Raw genomic sequence first — 17213 nt, 5'->3', positions numbered from 1 at the left:
ACCGCCGCGCGTGCCCGAATCGGCTGGCTAGACTCCGCGCATGGACCTCATCCGGCACCTGCGCTTCTTCGTCGCGGTCGCCGAGGAACAGCACTTCGGCCGCGCCGCGGACCGGCTCGGCATCACCCAGCCCCCGGTCTCGGCGGGACTGCGGCGACTCGAGGAGACGCTCGGCGTCACCCTCATCGACCGGAGCCGACGGGGCGCCGATCTCACCCCCGCCGGCCGCGAGCTGCTCCCCCGCGCCCGCGTGATGGTCCGCGACGCCGACCGCTTCGTCGCCGAGGCGGCGCGGCTCGGCGCGGGGACCGGGCAGCGCCGCATCGCACTGTGCGACGCGCTGGGCTCCGCGGTGGCCGCGGCCTGCGCAGCCGCCCTGTCCACGGACGACGACGGTGCGCCGCTGACGCTGTCCGCGGGAGCCTCGCCGCAGCTGGCGCGGGCGGTCGCGGAGGACCTGCTGGACGCGGCGGTCGTCGAGCACCCCGTCCTCGCGCACGGCGCCCCCTCGGGACCGGTGATCGCGCTGCCGCGGGACTTCCTGGTGCCCGCGGGTTTCCGCTCGCCGCGGCTGCGCGACCTCTCCGCCCTGGCGGTCGCGCTGCCACCCCGCGCGGCGAATCCGCCTGCGGCCGATCTGCTGTTGGACCGGCTCACGGCGCGCGGGATCACCTCGGCGGTCCTGATCGCCGAGACGGAGTCCGCCGCACACGCCGCCGTCGCCGCCGGACTGGCCTTCACGCCCGTGACGGCGGGCACCGCGGTCCCGGACGGGACGGCGCGCCGCCCGGCGACGGACTTCCCCCTGCGGGTCACGGTGCTCGGCCGCCGCGATCACCCGGACACGGCCCGGCTCGAATCGGTGCTGTGGCGGCTGAGCCGATGACCGCCGCCGCGCGGATCGACGGCGTCTTCGCCGACGCGGGGTGCAACGGCTGGCTGCACGCGCGGGTGATCGGCCACCCGGCGGCGCTGTCGGTGGGCGGCGAGCAGCCGGTGGTGCCCGCGTCGGTCTACAAGGTGGTGCTGCTCGTCGCCGCGGCGCGGGCCATCGACGCGGGCCGTCTGGACCCGCGGGCACGGGTCAGCGTCGACCCGGCCTGCGCCACGCCCGGGCCCACCGGGATCGCGGCGCTGACGGACCCGGTCGAGATGAGTGTGCGCGACCTGCTGCGCTCGATGATCGCCGTCTCCGACAACGCGGCCGCGGGCGAGCTGATGCGCCTGGTCGGGCTCGACGCGGTCCAGGAGAGCGCCCGCACGCTCGGGCTCTCCGGCACCAGGATCGTCGGCGGCGACGCCGAGATCCACGCCGCGATGATGGCCGAGACCGACACCCGCACCGTCGCCGAGGCCTTCGCCGCGCTCGCCGACGACGACCTCGCGCGACCGGTGCACGCCTACGACCCGTCGTTCGGGAGCGCGACCACGGCCGCGGACATGACGGCGCTGCTCGCGGCGATCTGGACCGACACGGCGGCCTCGCCCGCGCAGTGCGCGTTCGCGCGCTCCGCGCTCGGCGGCCAGGTGTTCCGGCACCGGGTCGCGTCCGGGTTCGGATCGGCACCGTCGATCGCGGGGAAGACGGGCACGCTGGGCGCGCTGCGCAACGAGGTCTCGGTGGTCACCTATCCCGGCGAGCACCCGGTGGCGGTGGCCGTCTTCACGCACGCCGCGCGCAACGATCCGAGCCTGCCGCGGGTCGACGCGGCGATCGGGACGGTGGCGGCGATCGCGGTCGACGCTCTGCGCATCCCCATTGACCAGGAACGATAGCGAATCGCTATCGCCGACGCCGGTTTCGCACTTTGGCGAGTATCGCGCCGCGCGGGTTGACTGGAGCCATGCGCCCCCACCTGAACCGGCCCGCTCGCTCCACCGCCGGCGCGGTCCTCGTGATCGCCGCGCTCGCGGGTTCGCTCGTCGCCTGCTCGGAGGACGACGTGGTCACCAAGTTCGCCGCCGCCCTGTCCGCGCGCGACGCCGGCGACGCCGCGGCGCTCACCTCCGACCCGGATTCCGCCGCGCAGGCGCTGCAGGCGACGTTCGACGGCATGGGCGCGGCCACACCGACGGTGACCGCCGGCAAGGACGGCGAGGACCGCACGCTGAGCTGGTCGTGGGCGCTCCCGCGCAAGCACGGGGTGCGGTTCACGACGCGGGTCGCCGCCGGTGGCGGGAAGGTCACGTGGGAACCCACGCTGGTGCACCCGGACGCCCGGAGCGCGGGCGCCCGCCTGCTCTACGCCGACGAGAAGCCGTACACCACACCGGTCGTGGACCGGAAGAACGCACCGCTGATGACCTGGCAGACGGTCACCGTCGTGAATCTGGACCCGTCGAAGGCGGCCTCCGCCGCGGATGCCCTGGCGACCCGGCTCACCGCCGCCGACCCGACGGTGACCGCCGCCGGTCTCCGGAAGACGGTCGAGGGCAAGGACTCCCCCACCGCGGTCATCTCGCTGCGCGCCGCCGACGCCAAGAAGGTCGGCGCACTCACCGGGATCGACGGGGTGAGCGTGCGCGAGGAGGGCCGCCTGCTCACCGCGGCGCAGGCGTACCGCTCGCCCGTCGTCGCCGGCCTCGAGGAGCGGTGGCGCCGGGACGTCGACGCAGCCGCCGGATCGTCGGTCACCGTCGTCGACGGGGACGGCAAGCCGATCCGGCTCGTCGACTCCTTCCCCGCGGCGCCGGTGCGCCCCGTGCGGACCACCCTCGACGCGGGCCTGCAGCGCGCCGCGAACGCCGCCGTCGCGGGCGAGAAGCGCGCGACGATGCTCGTCGCGATCCGGCCGTCGACGGGCGGCATCCTCGCCGCCGCCCAGAACGCCGCCGCGGACAAGCAGGGCCCCGTCGCCCTGACGGGGCTGTACGCGCCCGGCTCGACCTTCAAGACCATCACCACGGCCGCCGCGCTGGATGCGGAGATCACCACGCCCGACGCGCAGCTCGCCTGCCCCGGTCGCGCGACCTTCGGCGACCGCACGATCCCCAACGAGAACGAATTCGCTCTCGGCACAGTGCCGTTGCACACGGCGTTCGCGAAGTCCTGCAACACCACGATGGCGGGCCTGGGCACCGAGCTCGACGACAACGCCCTCACCGACACGGCGAAGCGGTTCGGGCTGGGCGTGGACTTCACCCTGCCCGGCGTCACGACGGTGACCGGCTCCGTGCCCGCCGCCCGCACCCCGGCCGAGCGCGTGGAGGAGTCGATCGGCCAGGGCCGGGTCACCGCCTCACCCTTCGGCCTCGCCGTGGTGGAGGCCTCCCTCGCCGCCGGCACCACGGTCCGCCCCGCGCTGTTCGACGGTGAGCCCGCCCGCGCCGACGCGCCACCCCAGCGGATCGACCCCGGCGTGGCCGAGGCGCTGCGCACCGCGATGCGCGAGACGGTCACCTCGGGCACCGCGACCGCGCTGCGCGACATCGAGGGACTCGGCGGCAAGACCGGGACCGCCGAGTTCGGCGACAACACCCACGCGCACGGCTGGTTCGCCGGCATCGTCGGCGATCTCGCCTTCGCCACCCTCGTGGTCTCCGGCGAGAGCTCCGGCCCGGCGGTGACCGTGAGCGGCGCGTTCCTCCGCGGCGCGGGCGGCGATCTGCCCTGACCGGCTGTGCGATGCCACCGAACATTGATACCCTGAAGGAGAAATTCACCAAGAAGGGGAATCGCATGTCGCACCGTCGTCCCGTCCGCCGCGCGCTGGCCGCCGGTCTCGCCACGTTCGGCGTGGCCTCCCTGCTCGCGGTCTCGCCGATCGCCGTGGGCACCGCGAACGCGCTCGAGCCGTGCCCGCCCGGCCAGACCCCGTTCTGGAACGGCAAGAACTGCGCGATGCAGCTGTGCACGCCGCCCTACAACCCGACGTTCCCGCCGTGCACCATGCCTGCGCCCACCGCGCCACCGGCACCCATCGCGACCGCGCCCGGCGCGCCCGGCGCGATCCCGGGGCAGCCGTTCTGAGCGGGTACCGCCCCGCTCCACTGCACCACCCCTGATCTGCGGATATTCCGCCGCGGAACGCCCGCTGCGGCGGTAGTGTTCGGCTCGTGCCCCGCTCCGAGCGCCCCGTGACCACGCCCCGTCGCGCCGTCCCGGGCGTGGTGGCGCTCCTGCTGCTCGCGGCGCTCGCCCGGGGTGCGATCGCGACCGCGAACCCACCGCAGCCGGAACCCTCCTCGGCGCCGGCGGGGACGTTCAGCGCCGAGCGCGCGCGGATCCATCAGGAGCGGGTCAGCACCCGACCCCACCCCACGGGCTCGCCCGCGGCGGCGGAGGTCCGGCGCTACATCCTCGACGAGCTCTCCGCCGCTGGGATCGACACCCGGGTGCAGGACGCCGTCGGATCCACCGATGCCCTCGGAGCCGTCTCGCTCGCGCGGGTGCAGAACGTGATCGCCCGCCTGCCCGGGGCCGGATCATCCGGAACGTTGTTCCTGGTGGCGCACTACGATTCCGCGACGATCTCGCACGGCGCGGGCGACGACGGCGCCGGGGTCGCGACCCTGCTGGAGACTGCGCGGGCGCTGCGGTCCGGTCCTGCACCCCGTAACGACGTGGTGCTGGTGTTCACGGACGCCGAGGAGGCGTGTCTGTGCGGCGCGGAGGCCTTCGTGTCCCAGGACCCGGCCGCCGCGGCCGGCGGGGTGGTCCTCAACTTCGAGTCCCGCGGATCGTCCGGGCCGGCGATCATGTTCGAGACCAGCCGGGGCAACGGCGATCTCGTCGCCGCGTACGCGCGCGCCGCGCCGCGTCCCGTGGCCACCAGCTTCGCGGTGGAGGTCTACCGCCTGCTGCCGAACGACACCGACTTCTCGCCGTTCCGCGACGCGGGGCGCTTCGGCGGGCTCAACACCGCCTACATCGACGGTTCCGCCGCCTACCACCAGCCGCAGGACGACGTCGCCCACCAATCGATCTCGTCGCTACAGCACCTGGGCACCAACGCCCTGGCGATGACGCGCGCTCTCGCGGACGCGGACATCGCGACCCTGGCGCGCCCGTCGGGAACCGATGCCACCTACTTCCCGATCCTGGGGCGGATGATCCGCTATCCCGGCGGATTCGTCTGGCCGATCGCACTTCTCGCGCTGCTCGTGGTGGCGGTCGCGGCCGTGCTCCTCCGGCGCGCCGGCACCCGCGCGCCGCGCCTGCTCGGCGCGATCGCCTGGGGCGCCGTCCCCCTGCTCGGCGCCGCCGGGACCTCGCTGCTGCTCTGGCGGGGCCTGCTCCTGTTGCGCCCGGAGTACGGGCAGTTCGCCGATCCATGGGCGCCCGGGTGGTTCCGACTGGCCGTCGTGGCGCTGGCGTTCACCACCGTCTTGGCGTGGCTCACCCTGCTGCGCAGGAGATTCGATGCCGCGGCGCTCTCCGTGGGCGCGCTGTTCTGGCTCGCCGTGCTCGGCGTCGTCCTCGCGGCCCTCGTGCCGGGCGGCTCGTACCTCGCGGCGGTGCCCGCCCTCTGCGGCGCGCTCGCCGTGATCGCGGGGGTCCGCACCCGGTGGGCGCTGCCGGCGCAGTTCGTGGCCGGTGCCGCCACCGTCGTCGTCCTCGCGCCCACGATCGCGATCTTCTTCCCCGCCACCGGCCTCCGGCTCGCCGCACCGGCGGCGCTGTTCACCGCCGTCATCGCCGTGACGCTGCTGCCGGTGCTGGACCTGCTCCTCCCCGCGCCGGCGGACGGCCGCCGACGCGGGCGCAGCGCGGCCCCGGCGCTGGTGGCCGTCCTGGTGGCGACGGTGGCGATCGGCGCCGGGCTGGCGGCGAACCGGCCGTCCACGGCGCACCCGGTGCCCGTCGCGATGCGGTACGCGCTCGACGCCGATACCGGAAAGGCGTACTGGGTGCGGCCCGGTGGCGATCCGACGGGGTGGTCCGATGCTCTCGTGACGCGGCGCGAGGATCTGACGACGACGTTCCCGATGCTCCGCGGCCGGGGAGCCGGCACGGCCACCGTCGGAGATGCGCGGCCCGCTCCGCTCGCGCCGGCCGAGGTCCGGCTGGTCGGCGCGAGCGTCGAGCGGGGCGATCGACAGCTGCGACTGCGCATCACCTCCGCACGCGGCGCCCGGGTCCTGCAGCTCACCCAGCAGCAGGGCAGGGTGCTCACCGCGACCGCGCGGGGGCGCGAGGTCCCGATCGGCGACCGCTTCGAACTGCGTTTCCACGCGCTGCCCGCAGAGGGCCTCGACCTGGACCTGCGGGTGCAGGGCACCGGACCGCTCCGCCTGCGGGTCGAGGACGCGAGCGACGGGCTCGACTCCCTGCCCGGCTTCGTTCCCCGCCCCGAGGGCGTCAGCGCGCTGGGCGGCCACACCGCGGAGACGACGATCGTCGCCCGCACCGTGACGCTCTGACGGGCGCACGCCGTCCTGCCCTACGATCGACGCGTGTTCGTCAAGGTGTGTGGGCTGCGGACCCCGGATACCGTCGACGCGGCGGTCGAGGCCGGCGCCGACGCCGTGGGCTTCGTCTTCGCCCCGGGCAGCGTCCGGCTGATCGCCCCCGCCGCGGCGGCCGCGCTGGTCGCCCGCGTCCCCGACGGGGTGGAGACGGTCGGGGTGTTCCGCGGCCAGCCGATCGACGAGGTGCTGCGCCTGGCCCGCGCGGCCGGTGTCGGCACGATCCAGCTGCACGGCGACGAACCCGCCGAGCACTTCGCGCGCGCCGCCGCCGCGGGCCTGCGCACGATCCGCGCGATCTCCGCCGCCCGGTACACGGCGTCCGGTCACGCGGGCGACGAGCGCCTGCTCATCGATGCGACGGTGCCCGGCTCCGGCGCGACGTTCGACCCGGCCGAGCTGCCGGTGCCGCCGACCGTCGACTGGTTGCTCGCCGGTGGCCTGCGCCCCGACAACGTGGCCGCGCTGATCGCCGCCTTCGGACCGTCGGGAGTGGACGTCTCCAGCGGTGTCGAGTCGTCGCCCGGAGTCAAGGATCCCGCACTGATCCGCTCGTTCGTCGCCGCCGCCCGCCCCTGACCTGCCGGTTCCCGGCTCGGCCCCGATTCCTACGGGGAGTAGTATTCCGGCTGTGTTCCGCCCAGCCCGCCCCGAAGCCACGGCCCGTGGCGTCGCGGTGGGCGCGGTCTCGTTCGCCGCGAGCCTGACGGCGCACGCCCTCGCCATGCGCGGCCCCGCGATGGCGGGGCACGCGATGCCCGCGAACGCGGCGGCCGGACAAGCCATGCCGGGGCACACCATGCCCGGACATGCCATGAGCGGGCACGAGATGCCCGGTCACGCGATGAGCGGGCACGCGATGAACGGGCACGACATGGGCGCGTCCGCGATGCCCGCGCTCCCGGCGATGGACATGCCCGCCGCGGCACCGTCGGTCCCGCTGAGCGCCGTGCTGCTCCTGGCCGCCGTGTGTGCCCTCCTCGCCGCGCTCGCCTCCCGCCCCCGGTCGACGGGGCCGCGCGGGGTCGCCGCGCTGCTCGTCGCCGGGCAGGGCGCGGGCCACCTCGCGCTGGGCCTGACGATGGGGCATCTCGCGATGAGCCCCGCCATGGCGACCGCGCACATCGTGGCGGCGCTCGTCGCCGGCGTCGTGATCGCGGGCGCGGAGCACGCGCTGCGCGTGGCGCTGGCCACGCTCGTCCCCCTGAGCCCGACCTGGCGGGAGCGACGGCGCACCGTCGTCGCGCCGGTCTGGACCTTCCGCGCCGTGCCGCTGCCCGTGCTCGCCCGGCACGGGGCGCTGCGCGCGCCGCCCTGCTGACACCCACACTCTTCTCCCCGCCCGGATCGGCCCCGCGCCGCCCGGGCTCCCTGCGCGTACGCGCACTTTCCCGTGAGGTGTCCTCATGTCTGTAACCGAATCGGCGGCCGAGAACGCGCCGCCGACCCAGTACCCACCCGCCGACGGTCCCCCGGCCCGCCCCGGGTGGCGCGCCGCGATCCTGCGGCTGCACTTCTACGCGGGCCTGCTCGTGGGCCCGTTCCTCCTCATCGCGGCGATCAGCGGCGGCCTGTACGCCGCCGCGCCCACCGTCGAGAAGTTCGTCTACGCCGACCAGATCGAGGCCCGCACCGACGGCCCCGCCCTGCCGTTGGCGGAGCAGGTCGCCGCGGCGCAGGCCGCCCGGCCCGACCTGCCGCTCGCGGCGGTGCGGACCGGGGACGGACCCGGGCTCACCACCCGGGTGCTGTTCGACGATCCGTCGCTGGCCGCCGAGGGGCGCCAGCTCGCCGTCTACGTCGATCCGGCGTCGGCGCAGGTCCAGGGCTCGCTGCCCGTCTACGGCTCCGTCGAGGCGCTGCCGATCCGGTTCTGGATCGACCGGCTGCACGTCGATCTGCACCTCGGCGACGTCGGCCGGTTCTACAGCGAGCTGGCGGCGTCGTGGCTGTGGGTCGTCGCGCTCGGCGGCCTCTACCTGTGGTGGCGGCACCGTCGAGGCACCCAGCGGCAACGATCCGCCCCGCTCGCTGCGCTCTCGGCGGCGAAGCGGATGCTGGCCTACCCGCGTGCGGCCCGCGGCCGCGGCGGCCGGATGGGCCGGCACGCGGCGATGGGCACCTGGCTGCTCGTCGGCCTGCTGTTCTTCTCCGCGACGGGCCTGACCTGGTCGAAGTACGCCGGCGAGAACATCGGCCAGCTCCGGGCGGAACTGGGGTGGACCAAGCCCGCGCTGTCGACCTCACTCACCCCGGGCGGGGAGCACAGCGGTGGCGGCGAGCACGCCGATCACCAGATGCCGATGGCCGCGCCGACGGTCTCGCCGGAGGTCGCCGAGCAGACCCGTGCGCGGAACATCGCGGTGCTGGACCGGGCCGTCGCCGAGGCGGCGTCCCGCGGCGTCGACGGTGCCGTGCAGGTCTCGGTGCCGACGGACCCGAACGTCGCGATCACCGTCGCCCAGACCCGGCAGCCGTGGCGGATGGGCATCGACTCGGCCACCGTCGACCCGGCGACCGGGCAGGTGATCACGGTGCTCGCGTTCGCGTCGTGGCCGCTGCTGGCGAAGGCGACCGAGCTCCTGATCAACACGCACATGGGCTGGCAGTTCGGTCTGCTCAACCAGATCGCATTGGTGGCCTTCGCCGCCCTGCTGTGCGTGGTGATCGTGCGCGGCTACCTGATGTGGTGGCAACGTCGGCCGAAGCGGGGCGGGCTCCCGAAGCCGCCGGCGCGCGGTGCGATCCGGAAGGTCGAACCGTCGCACGCGATTCCGGCGATTCTGGGCGTCGCGTTCCTCGGTTGGTTCCTGCCCGTGTTCGGCGTTTCACTGCTCGCGTTCGTGGTCCTCGATCTTGCGATAGGCGTGGCTAAGAGGGGTAGGGCTAACCTAAGAAATAGCCCCTGACCTGCGCAAAGGGTCGCCTTGCCTGCGTTGCGCGGTGGCTGGAACGGTTCTAGAGTCGGTCCCATGAAGCTCACGGATGCACTCGAAGAGAAGTTCAACGATCAGATCACGCTCGAGTTCGAGGCCTCGCTGGTGTACCGCCAGCTCGCCATCGAGATGGAGATCCGTGATCTGCCGGGTATCGCGGCGTGGCTGCGGCACCAGGCCGACGAGGAGATCGTCCACGCCAACAAGTGGATCGATCACCTCTCGGACCGCGACAACCACCCGAAGATCGGCGCCTCGGCGGCCCCGAAGGTGGACGTGAAGACGGTTCTCGACGTCTTCGAGGTCGCGCTGGAGCACGAGCGTCGCGTGTCGGACTCGATCCGGGACCTGTACCGGGCCGCGAACGACGACATCGACTCCAAGAGCCTGATCCAGTGGTTCGTCAACGAGCAGGTCGAGGAGGAGGCCACGGTCAGCGAGATCGTCGGCCGCCTCAAGCTGATCGACGGTGACGGCCCCGGCCTCCTGCGCCTCGACGAGGAGCTCGGCTCGCGGCCGACGCGCACCACCGAGGCCTGATCGCAGACCACTATTGCAGCCCGGGAAACGGGGTCCTCCACGCGGAGGGCCCCGTTTTTCGTGCTCCAGCTCCCCGCCGCGCCCCACCCCGTCTTCGGCCCGTCCCTAGCGGGGCGGCCACCTCCCCAGGTCCATGGACGGAGGGAATGCACGACACGCGGCGGCGGAGCACGCCCCGCTAGGGAGGACGCCGGGGAGAGGGGGTCGACGATTCTGGCCGTGCGTGTTATTTTTTGACCGTGCGGCCAGAAAAGGAGATCGGCGGCCAACGCTCGTTCATCGAGGAGGCCCGCCGCCGGCAGATCATCGCGGCGGCGGTCGAAGTGCTGGCCGATCACGGTTTCGGCGGCACGTCGCTCGCCCGGATCGCCGAGCGCGCCGGGATCTCCAAGGGCGTCATCTCCTACCACTTCGACGGCAAGGACGAGCTGCTGCGCGAAGTGGTCACGCAACTGTTCGTGGCCGGCGCCGAGTTCATGGCGCCGCGCCTGGCCGAACAGGACACCGCCACCGACACGCTCCGCGTCTTCATCGCCACCAACCTCGAGTTCCTCAAGGCCGAGCGGCGCTTCCTCGCGGCCATGATCGAGGTGGCCGTCAATCTCCGCAACGCCGACGGGACGCCGGCCTTCCTCCCGTCGGACGGCGAGGACGCGATGGTCGCGCCCGTCGCCGAGATCCTCCGCGAGGGCCAGCGCTCCGGCGAGTTCGGCGACTTCGACCCGGTCGTCATGGCGCGACTCATCCGCGATTCCATCGACGGGGTCGCGGGCCACACCGCCCGCGACGCCGACTTCGACGTCGACGCCCACGCGGACCAGTTGGTCCGCATCTACCTCGCAGCGGTGCAGCCCACGCCGCCCCCATCCGCCTGACCTGTTCGGAGGTCCACCATGACCGACACCAGCACGGCACCGTCGGCCGGCAACGCCCCGGCCGACCGCGACGACGTGCCCCCGATCGCCTGGCCGCTGCTCCTGCCGATCATGGCGGCCGCCGTCGTCGCCGCGGTCTTCGGCGCGAGCAAGTACCACCTCTTCGGCGACGAGTTGTACTTCATCGCCGCCGGGCACCACCTCTCCGTGAGCTACGCGGATCAGGGCCCGATCCTGCCGCTGCTGGCGCTGCTCGGCGACGCGATGCCCGGCGACTCCCTGGTCCTGTTCCGGCTGCCCTCGGTGCTCATTACCCTGGCCGGAATCCTGGTGTCGGCGTTGATCGCCCGCGAGCTCGGCGGGGGGCGCTTCGCGCAGGCGCTGACCGCCGGCGCGTACGCGACCTCCACGTTCCTACTGCTGCAGTCGTCGCTGCTCGCCACCAACGCGATCGACACGCCACTGTGGGTGGCCACCACGTGGCTGCTGGTCCGGTGGGTGCGCACCCGGCGCGACTGGCTGCTGTTCGCCGCGGGTGTTATGACCGCGATCGACATGCAGGTCAAGTGGCTGATCCCCGTCTTCTGGGTGTGCGTGATCGCGGCGTCTCTGATCTGGGGGCCGAAGGATCTCGTGCGCCGGCCGGCGCTGTGGGCCGGCGGAGCCGTCACGGTGCTCACGATGGTTCCGGCCATGATCTGGCAGGCCCAGCGCGGCTGGCCCTACCTGCAGCTCACCGGCCAGGTCGCGGAGGAGAGCCAGTACGCGGGCGGGCGGATCGGCTTCATCCCGATCATGCTGCTCACCGCAGGCGTCCTCGGCGCGCTGCTGCTGCTCTACGGCCTCTACGCGCTGATGCGCTCGGATCGCCTGCGGCCGTACCGGTTCCTGGCCCCGGCCTTCGTCCTGCTGGTGATCGTCTTCATCGTCACCGCGGGCCGCCCGTACTACCCCGGCGGCATGCTGCCGGTGATCATCGCCGCGGGCGCCGTCGCCTTCGAGGCGCTCCCGAAGCCGAAGCTGCGGTGGGCGCTCACCGCGCCACTCTCGTTCCTCGCCGTCGGATCCATCGTCGTGAGCCTGCCGTTCACCCCCGAATCGGAGATCGAGGAGCCGAAGTCGTTGATGGAGGCCGGAATGCAGATCTCCGTGTACGGCCAGTTCGGCTGGCCGGAGCTCGCCCGCGCGGTCGAGCAGTCGATCGCGGACCTGCCGGAAGCCGAACGGCCCCAGGCCGTCGTGGCCAGCTCGTACTGGCAGGCCTCCGCGCTGGAGTACTACGGCGAGGGACTGCCGCCGGTGTCGAGCCCCAGCCGCGGCTACGGGTACTTCGGCGAGCCCGATGACGCCGTGACGCGGGTGCTCTGGGTGGTGGCCTCGGAGGCCGAGCAGCCGGGCGAGATGTGCTCGACCTCCCGCACACTGCGGCAGGTGCACCACCGGATCGGCATGCCGACCGCCTCCACCGACGTCGACCTCCGCCTGTGCGAGGTGCGCCGCCCATGGTCACAGGCGTGGCCGGACCTGCGCCGCATCTAGCCCGCGAACGACGAACGGCCCACGGAGCCAAGCTCCGTGGGCCGTTCGTCACGCGTCTCTAGACGAAGAGCTCCGCGATCTGCACGGTGTTCAGCGCGGCACCCTTGCGTAGGTTGTCGCCGCTGATGAACAGCGCGAGGCCGCGCCCCTCGGGCACACCCGGATCCTGGCGGATGCGGCCGACGAGCGAATCGTCGGCGCCGGCGGCGGCGAGCGGCGTCGGCACGTCGACCAGTTGCACGCCCGGAGCCGACGCGAGCAGCTCCTGCGCGCGCTCGACCGACAGCGGCGCGGCGAACTCGGCGTTGATCGACAACGAGTGCCCGGTGAGCACCGGCACGCGCACGCAGGTGCCGGAGACCAGTAGGTCGGGCAGGCCGAGGATCTTGCGCGACTCGTTGCGCAGCTTCTGGTCCTCGTCGGTCTCGCCCGAGCCGTCGTCGACGATGGCGCCGGCGAGCGGGAGCACGTTGAAGGCGATCGGCGCGACGTACTTGTTCGGCGCGGGGAACTGGACCGCGGAACCGTCGTGCACCAGCTTCTCGGCCTCGGGCTCGACCGCGCGCACCTGGGAGACGAGCTCCTCGACGCCGGCCAGGCCGGAGCCGGAGACGGCCTGGTACGACGAGACGATCAGCCGCTGCAGGCCGGCCTCGTCGTGCAGCACCTTGAGTACCGGCATCGCGGCCATGGTGGTGCAGTTCGGGTTGGCGATGATGCCCTTCTTCAGGTCGCGGACCTGCTCCGGGTTCACCTCCGAGACCACCAGCGGCACGTCGGGGTCCTTGCGCCAGGCGCTCGAGTTGTCGATCACGGTGACACCGGCGGCGGCGAACCGCGGCGCCTGCACCCGCGACATCGTCGCGCCCGCGCTGAACAGCGCGATGTCGAGCCCCGTCGGGTCCGCGGTCTCGGCGTCCTCGACCACGATCTCGCGATCCCCGAAGGGCAGCTTCTTCCCTGCCGAGCGCGAGGACGCGAAGAACCGCACCTCGTCGGCCGGGAAGTTCCGGTCCAGCAGCAGCTGTCGCATGACGGCGCCCACCTGGCCGGTGGCGCCGACGACTCCTACGCGTACACCCATGGCTATCGCCCCGTCCCGCCGTACACGACGGCCTCTTCGTCGGCGCCCAGCCCGAACGCTTCGTGCAGCACCTTGACGGCCTCGTCGAGCTCGGTGTCGCGGATCAGCACCGAGATGCGGATCTCCGAGGTGGAGATCAGCTCGATGTTGATGCCCTCCTTCGACAGCGCCTCACAGAAGGTCGCGGTGACGCCGGGGTGGCTCTTCATGCCCGCACCGACGAGGGAGACCTTGCCGACGTGGTCGTCGTAGACGACGGAGTCGAAGCCGATCTCCTTGCGCAGCGCCTCGAGCTTCTCGACGCCCAGCGGGCCGAGCTCGCGCGGCAGCGTGAAGGTGATGTCGGTGCGGCCGGTGTCGATCTTGGAGACGTTCTGCAGCACCATGTCGATGTTGATCTCGGCGTCGGCGACGGCGCGGAAGACGCGGGCCGCGTAGCCCGGCTTGTCCTCCAGGCCGACGACGGTGATCTTCGCCTCGCTCCGGTCGTGGGCGACGCCGGTGAGAATTGCCTCTTCCACGGGGATGTCCTCCATTGATCCGGCGACGATGGTGCCGGGCTTGGTCGAGTACGACGAGCGCACGTGAACGGGAACGTTGTAGCGGCGCGCGTACTCCACGCACCGGAGCATGAGCACCTTGGCGCCGCACGCGGCCATCTCGAGCATCTCCTCGAAGGAGACCTTGTCGAGGTGCTTGGCGTTCGGCACGATGCGCGGATCGGCGGTGTAGATGCCGTCGACGTCGGTGTAGATCTCGCAGACGTCGGCGTTCAGCGCGGCCGCGAGGGCGACGGCGGTGGTGTCGGAGCCACCGCGGCCGAGCGTGGTGACGTCCTTGGTGTCCTGGGAGACGCCCTGGAAGCCGGCGACGAGGACGATCTTGCCGTCGTCGATGGCGGCCTGGACACGCCCGGGCGTGACGTCGATGATCTTCGCCGCGCCGTGACGGTTGGTGGTGATGACGCCGGCCTGCGAGCCCGTGAAGGACTGCGCCTCGGCGCCGAGTGAATGGATGGCCATCGCGACGAGCGCGTTCGAGATGCGCTCGCCGGAGGTGAGCAGCATGTCCATCTCGCGGGCGGGCGGCGCGGGGCACACCTGGTTCGCGAGATCGAGCAGCTCATCGGTGGTATCGCCCATCGCGGAGACGACGACGACGACGTCGTTGCCCGCGCGCTTGGTCTCGACGATCCGTTCGGCCACGCGTCGGATGCGCTCGGCGGAGGAGACGGAGCTACCTCCGTACTTCTGGACGACGAGTGCCACGTGGAACCTCTCCGTTGCGGTCTTCGATGTGCACGTCGATCCTACCGACCTGGGTTCTTGGCCCGGGAGGGCACCGTTCCAAGCGCCGCGCAACCCGCCGTTCAGCGGCGTCACGGATAATCGATGGGAACGCGAAGACCAGGAGATCCCCATGAACCCCTACGGCGGCCGGAACACCGGCCCGAACCCCGGCGGACCCCCCGCCGGGCAGCCGGGCGGGAAGCCCGGCCCCTGGCAGGGCGGATACCCGCAGAGCGGCTACCCCCAGGGACCCCAGCACGGCGGCGGACCGCAGTACGGCGGCCCCGCACCACAGGGCGGCCCGCAGGGAACGCAGCGCTTCGGGCAGCCCGGCCCGCAGCAGGGCGGCTTCCCGCCCGGCCCGCCCGTGTACGGCGGGAACGGCCCCGGCGGCGGAGGAGACGGCGGCGGGAACGGCGGCGGCAACAAACCCCTGATCATCGCGCTGGTCGCCATCGTGGCGGTCCTGGCCGTCGCCGGCGCCGTCGCGGCGGGCCTCGCACTCAAGTCGGACCCGTCGAGCACCGCCTCGCCCGTCACCTTCTCCGCGGGGAACACCACGACCACGGCCGGCGCACCGACGAGCGGCACCGTCGCGCCGCCGAGCGAGCCCGCCACCGAATCCGACGGCTTCCTCACCACCGCCCCGCGCACCACGACGGGGTCGTCGGCGGGACGCACCGTGCAGCTCAAGCTCTCGGCGACCGGCGCGGGCGCCGGGGCGGTCGTGCTGGTCGGCGTCCGTGACGGCGACGTCCCCAGGGCGTCCACCCTGCCGTGGGAGTGGCAGGGCACCGCGACCATCGGCGACAGCATGACGATGATCGTGACCGGCACCGGAGCGGTGAGCTGCACCATCGTCATCAACGGGCAGGACTTCACCCAGTCCGGCGAGAATCGGGCGGTCTGCTCGATCCGGCGGGTCGCCGGGCCGTGACCCGCGCGCGCGAACGGGTGCGGCGCGGCACCGTCGGTACGATGCAAGCCGTGCCGACCGCCCCTGACCTCGCCGACACCCGCGCCGCGGCGGCACCGTCGTCCCTGCTCGACCGCACGCGCGACGTGTGGCTGCCCATCGTCCTGTACCTGGCGATCCGGGGCATCGGGCTCGCGGTCCTCGCCCGCTTCGCGCAGCTGCGCAACCAGAACCTGGCCGATCTCCTGACGGCCTGGGACGGCAAATGGATGATCGGCCTGGCCACCTACGGCTACAACGACATGCCGTGGCGATTCGTGGACGCACGCGGCGAGCACACCGCGGACACGGCCTACGCCTTCTTCCCCGGCTTCCCGATGCTGGTGCGCGCCGTGGCGCAGTTGCCGGGCTTCGACGCCTACCGCGCCGCGCTCACGGTCAACGTGATCCTGGGCTGCGTCGCCGCCGTCGCCGCATACCGGCTGGGCCGGCTCTGCGTCCAGTACATGCCGCAGGTGCCCGATCGCCTGGCCGAGCGGACCGGCCTGCTCACGACGGTGCTCTTCGCCGCCGCCCCGATGTCCATCGTGCTGACGATGGCCTACACCGAGGCCCTGTACTGCGCGCTGGCCGGCTGGGCGCTGGTGGGCGTGCTCGAGCGCAAGTGGATCCTCGCGGGGATCTGCACGGCCCTGGCCGGCTTCTGCCGCCCCACATCGATCGTGCTGATCGGAGTGGTCGCGCTCGCCGCGCTGCTCGCCGTCCTCTCGTCCGACGGTGCGGAGCGCCTCAAGGCGGGCCTCTGCGTGCTGCTCAGTCCGCTGGGCTGGGTCACCTACCTCCTGGTCGTCGCGCACCACACCGGCAGCCTCACCGGCTGGTTCCGGATCCAGACCGAGGGCTGGGGTACGACCTTCGATCTGGGACTGCAGACGTGGCAGTTCGTGAACTACACCCTGATCAACGGCTCGGACATCGCCGATCTGTCGGTGGTCGCCCTGCTCGCGGCGTCGATCGTGCTGATCGTTCTCGCCGTCCGCGCGCGGGTGCCGTGGCCGGTCACGCTCTACGGCGCGCTCGTGGTGATCTCGCTGCTCGGCTCGGGCGGGCTGATGATGTCGCGGCCGCGACTGCTGCTGCCCGCCTTCGTGCTGCTCATCCCGATCGCGATCGCCCTGGCCAAGGCGTCGAAGCCGGCCCGGGTGTGGACCGTGATCGGCATCATCACCGTCACGTGCTGGTACGGCGCCCACATGGTGAGCGTCTACCCGCACGCCATGTGACCGCGGTCGACGACACCGTCGATTCCCCGCGCCGGACCCTCCGGCGGGCCGGGAGAGTACGCCTCAGGCCGGCAGGGCGGTGCCCTGCCGGCCGTGGCGGTGCGACGAGGGTCAGGCGCGCAGGCTCAGCGGGCGGATGTCCGTCCACGCCGACTCGATGTACTCGAGGCACTCCGTGCGCGAACGACCGCCCTCACCGAACGCGACGGTCCAGCCGCGCGGCGCCTCACGGAACGTCGGCCACAGCGAATGCTGGCCCTCGTCGTTCACGAGCACGAGGAACTCGCCGGTCTCGTTGTCGAAGGGGTTGTTCATTTCGTTTCTCCTTGTTCAAAGGGATGGT

General features: G+C 72.7%; 16 protein-coding genes. 13 read left to right on the top strand and 3 right to left on the bottom strand.

Going from position 1 to position 17213, the window contains the following annotated elements; genetic code table 11:
* Positions 1 to 40 precede the first annotated feature (40 nt).
* From BLQ62_RS23985 to BLQ62_RS02805, 11 genes are all read left to right on the top strand, one after another.
* A complete protein-coding gene (locus BLQ62_RS23985; protein ID WP_068531752.1) occupies positions 41 to 886 on the top strand; it encodes a LysR family transcriptional regulator in 846 nt (281 codons plus the stop codon).
* Positions 883 to 1776, top strand: a complete 894-nt coding sequence (locus BLQ62_RS02850) for a serine hydrolase (RefSeq protein ID WP_068564810.1) — start codon at positions 883 to 885, stop codon at positions 1774 to 1776. Before BLQ62_RS23985 ends, BLQ62_RS02850 begins: the two co-directional genes overlap by 4 nt.
* Positions 1777 to 1844: 68 nt before the next feature.
* Positions 1845 to 3614, top strand: coding sequence for a penicillin-binding transpeptidase domain-containing protein (locus BLQ62_RS02845; protein WP_068564812.1), 1770 nt, complete (start codon positions 1845 to 1847; stop codon positions 3612 to 3614).
* A gap of 65 nt (positions 3615 to 3679) precedes the next feature.
* Positions 3680 to 3970 carry a hypothetical protein gene (locus BLQ62_RS02840; protein ID WP_068531755.1) on the top strand — a complete coding sequence of 97 codons (291 nt, stop codon included), beginning with the start codon at positions 3680 to 3682 and terminating at the stop codon, positions 3968 to 3970.
* An 86-nt stretch (positions 3971 to 4056) separates the two neighbouring features.
* Positions 4057 to 6363 carry a M28 family peptidase gene (locus BLQ62_RS02835; RefSeq protein WP_197467279.1) on the top strand — a complete coding sequence of 769 codons (2307 nt, stop codon included), beginning with the start codon at positions 4057 to 4059 and terminating at the stop codon, positions 6361 to 6363.
* A gap of 33 nt (positions 6364 to 6396) precedes the next feature.
* Entirely contained in the window at positions 6397 to 6987 is a 591-nt protein-coding gene (locus tag BLQ62_RS02830) for a phosphoribosylanthranilate isomerase (RefSeq protein WP_068564817.1), read from the top strand.
* Between the two features lie 52 nt (positions 6988 to 7039).
* Complete coding sequence (locus tag BLQ62_RS02825) at positions 7040 to 7729, top strand: hypothetical protein (RefSeq protein WP_139184145.1); 690 nt, start codon at positions 7040 to 7042, stop codon at positions 7727 to 7729.
* Between the two features lie 85 nt (positions 7730 to 7814).
* Positions 7815 to 9317, top strand: a complete 1503-nt coding sequence (locus BLQ62_RS02820; protein ID WP_068531763.1) for a PepSY-associated TM helix domain-containing protein — start codon at positions 7815 to 7817, stop codon at positions 9315 to 9317.
* A gap of 63 nt (positions 9318 to 9380) precedes the next feature.
* Entirely contained in the window at positions 9381 to 9884 is a 504-nt protein-coding gene (locus BLQ62_RS02815) for a ferritin (protein WP_068531766.1), read from the top strand.
* A gap of 239 nt (positions 9885 to 10123) precedes the next feature.
* The gene (locus BLQ62_RS02810) at positions 10124 to 10759 is read left to right on the top strand and encodes a TetR/AcrR family transcriptional regulator (protein ID WP_068531847.1); all 636 of its coding nucleotides are present in this window, start codon (positions 10124 to 10126) and stop codon (positions 10757 to 10759) included.
* Between the two features lie 18 nt (positions 10760 to 10777).
* Positions 10778 to 12298, top strand: a complete 1521-nt coding sequence (locus BLQ62_RS02805) for an ArnT family glycosyltransferase (RefSeq protein WP_068564821.1) — start codon at positions 10778 to 10780, stop codon at positions 12296 to 12298.
* Between the two features lie 58 nt (positions 12299 to 12356).
* On the opposite strand, the gene BLQ62_RS02800 is transcribed toward BLQ62_RS02805, so the two are convergent.
* A complete protein-coding gene (locus BLQ62_RS02800; RefSeq protein WP_068531770.1) occupies positions 12357 to 13382 on the bottom strand; it encodes an aspartate-semialdehyde dehydrogenase in 1026 nt (341 codons plus the stop codon).
* Positions 13383 to 13384: 2 nt separating this feature from the next.
* On the bottom strand, positions 13385 to 14650 hold the full coding sequence (locus BLQ62_RS02795) for an aspartate kinase (protein ID WP_068531772.1): 1266 nt from the start codon (positions 14648 to 14650) through the stop codon (positions 13385 to 13387).
* Positions 14651 to 14801: 151 nt separating this feature from the next.
* On the opposite strand from BLQ62_RS02795, the gene BLQ62_RS23190 reads away from it, so the two are divergent.
* Positions 14802 to 15608, top strand: coding sequence for a hypothetical protein (locus tag BLQ62_RS23190; protein ID WP_068564823.1), 807 nt, complete (start codon positions 14802 to 14804; stop codon positions 15606 to 15608).
* A 41-nt stretch (positions 15609 to 15649) separates the two neighbouring features.
* A complete protein-coding gene (locus tag BLQ62_RS02780; protein WP_068531849.1) occupies positions 15650 to 16870 on the top strand; it encodes a mannosyltransferase family protein in 1221 nt (406 codons plus the stop codon).
* 111 nt (positions 16871 to 16981) lie between these two features.
* Here the strand turns inward: BLQ62_RS02780 and BLQ62_RS02775 are convergent, their stop codons facing one another.
* Entirely contained in the window at positions 16982 to 17185 is a 204-nt protein-coding gene (locus BLQ62_RS02775) for an MbtH family protein (protein ID WP_068531776.1), read from the bottom strand.
* Between the last annotated feature and the right edge of the window lie 28 nt (positions 17186 to 17213).

This window comes from Tsukamurella pulmonis (assembly GCF_900103175.1).
In the GTDB taxonomy this organism is placed as follows: domain Bacteria; phylum Actinomycetota; class Actinomycetes; order Mycobacteriales; family Mycobacteriaceae; genus Tsukamurella; species Tsukamurella pulmonis.
The sequence above is the reverse complement of the archived record's forward strand: the minus strand, read 5'-3'. Positions and strand labels throughout refer to the sequence as shown.

Bases quoted from the DNA above. Each gene is read 5' to 3' on its own strand.
- BLQ62_RS23985 (WP_068531752.1), top strand. From the start codon at position 41: ATGGACCTCATCCGGCACCTGCGCTTCTTCGTCGCGGTCGCCGAGGAA.
- BLQ62_RS02850 (WP_068564810.1), top strand. From the start codon at position 883: ATGACCGCCGCCGCGCGGATCGACGGCGTCTTCGCCGACGCGGGGTGC.
- BLQ62_RS02845 (WP_068564812.1), top strand. From the start codon at position 1,845: ATGCGCCCCCACCTGAACCGGCCCGCTCGCTCCACCGCCGGCGCGGTC.
- BLQ62_RS02840 (WP_068531755.1), top strand. From the start codon at position 3,680: ATGTCGCACCGTCGTCCCGTCCGCCGCGCGCTGGCCGCCGGTCTCGCC.
- BLQ62_RS02820 (WP_068531763.1), top strand. From the start codon at position 7,815: ATGTCTGTAACCGAATCGGCGGCCGAGAACGCGCCGCCGACCCAGTAC.
- BLQ62_RS02815 (WP_068531766.1), top strand. From the start codon at position 9,381: ATGAAGCTCACGGATGCACTCGAAGAGAAGTTCAACGATCAGATCACG.
- BLQ62_RS02805 (WP_068564821.1), top strand. From the start codon at position 10,778: ATGACCGACACCAGCACGGCACCGTCGGCCGGCAACGCCCCGGCCGAC.
- BLQ62_RS02800 (WP_068531770.1), bottom strand. From the start codon at position 13,382: ATGGGTGTACGCGTAGGAGTCGTCGGCGCCACCGGCCAGGTGGGCGCC.
- BLQ62_RS23190 (WP_068564823.1), top strand. From the start codon at position 14,802: ATGAACCCCTACGGCGGCCGGAACACCGGCCCGAACCCCGGCGGACCC.
- BLQ62_RS02780 (WP_068531849.1), top strand. From the start codon at position 15,650: ATGCAAGCCGTGCCGACCGCCCCTGACCTCGCCGACACCCGCGCCGCG.
- BLQ62_RS02775 (WP_068531776.1), bottom strand. From the start codon at position 17,185: ATGAACAACCCCTTCGACAACGAGACCGGCGAGTTCCTCGTGCTCGTG.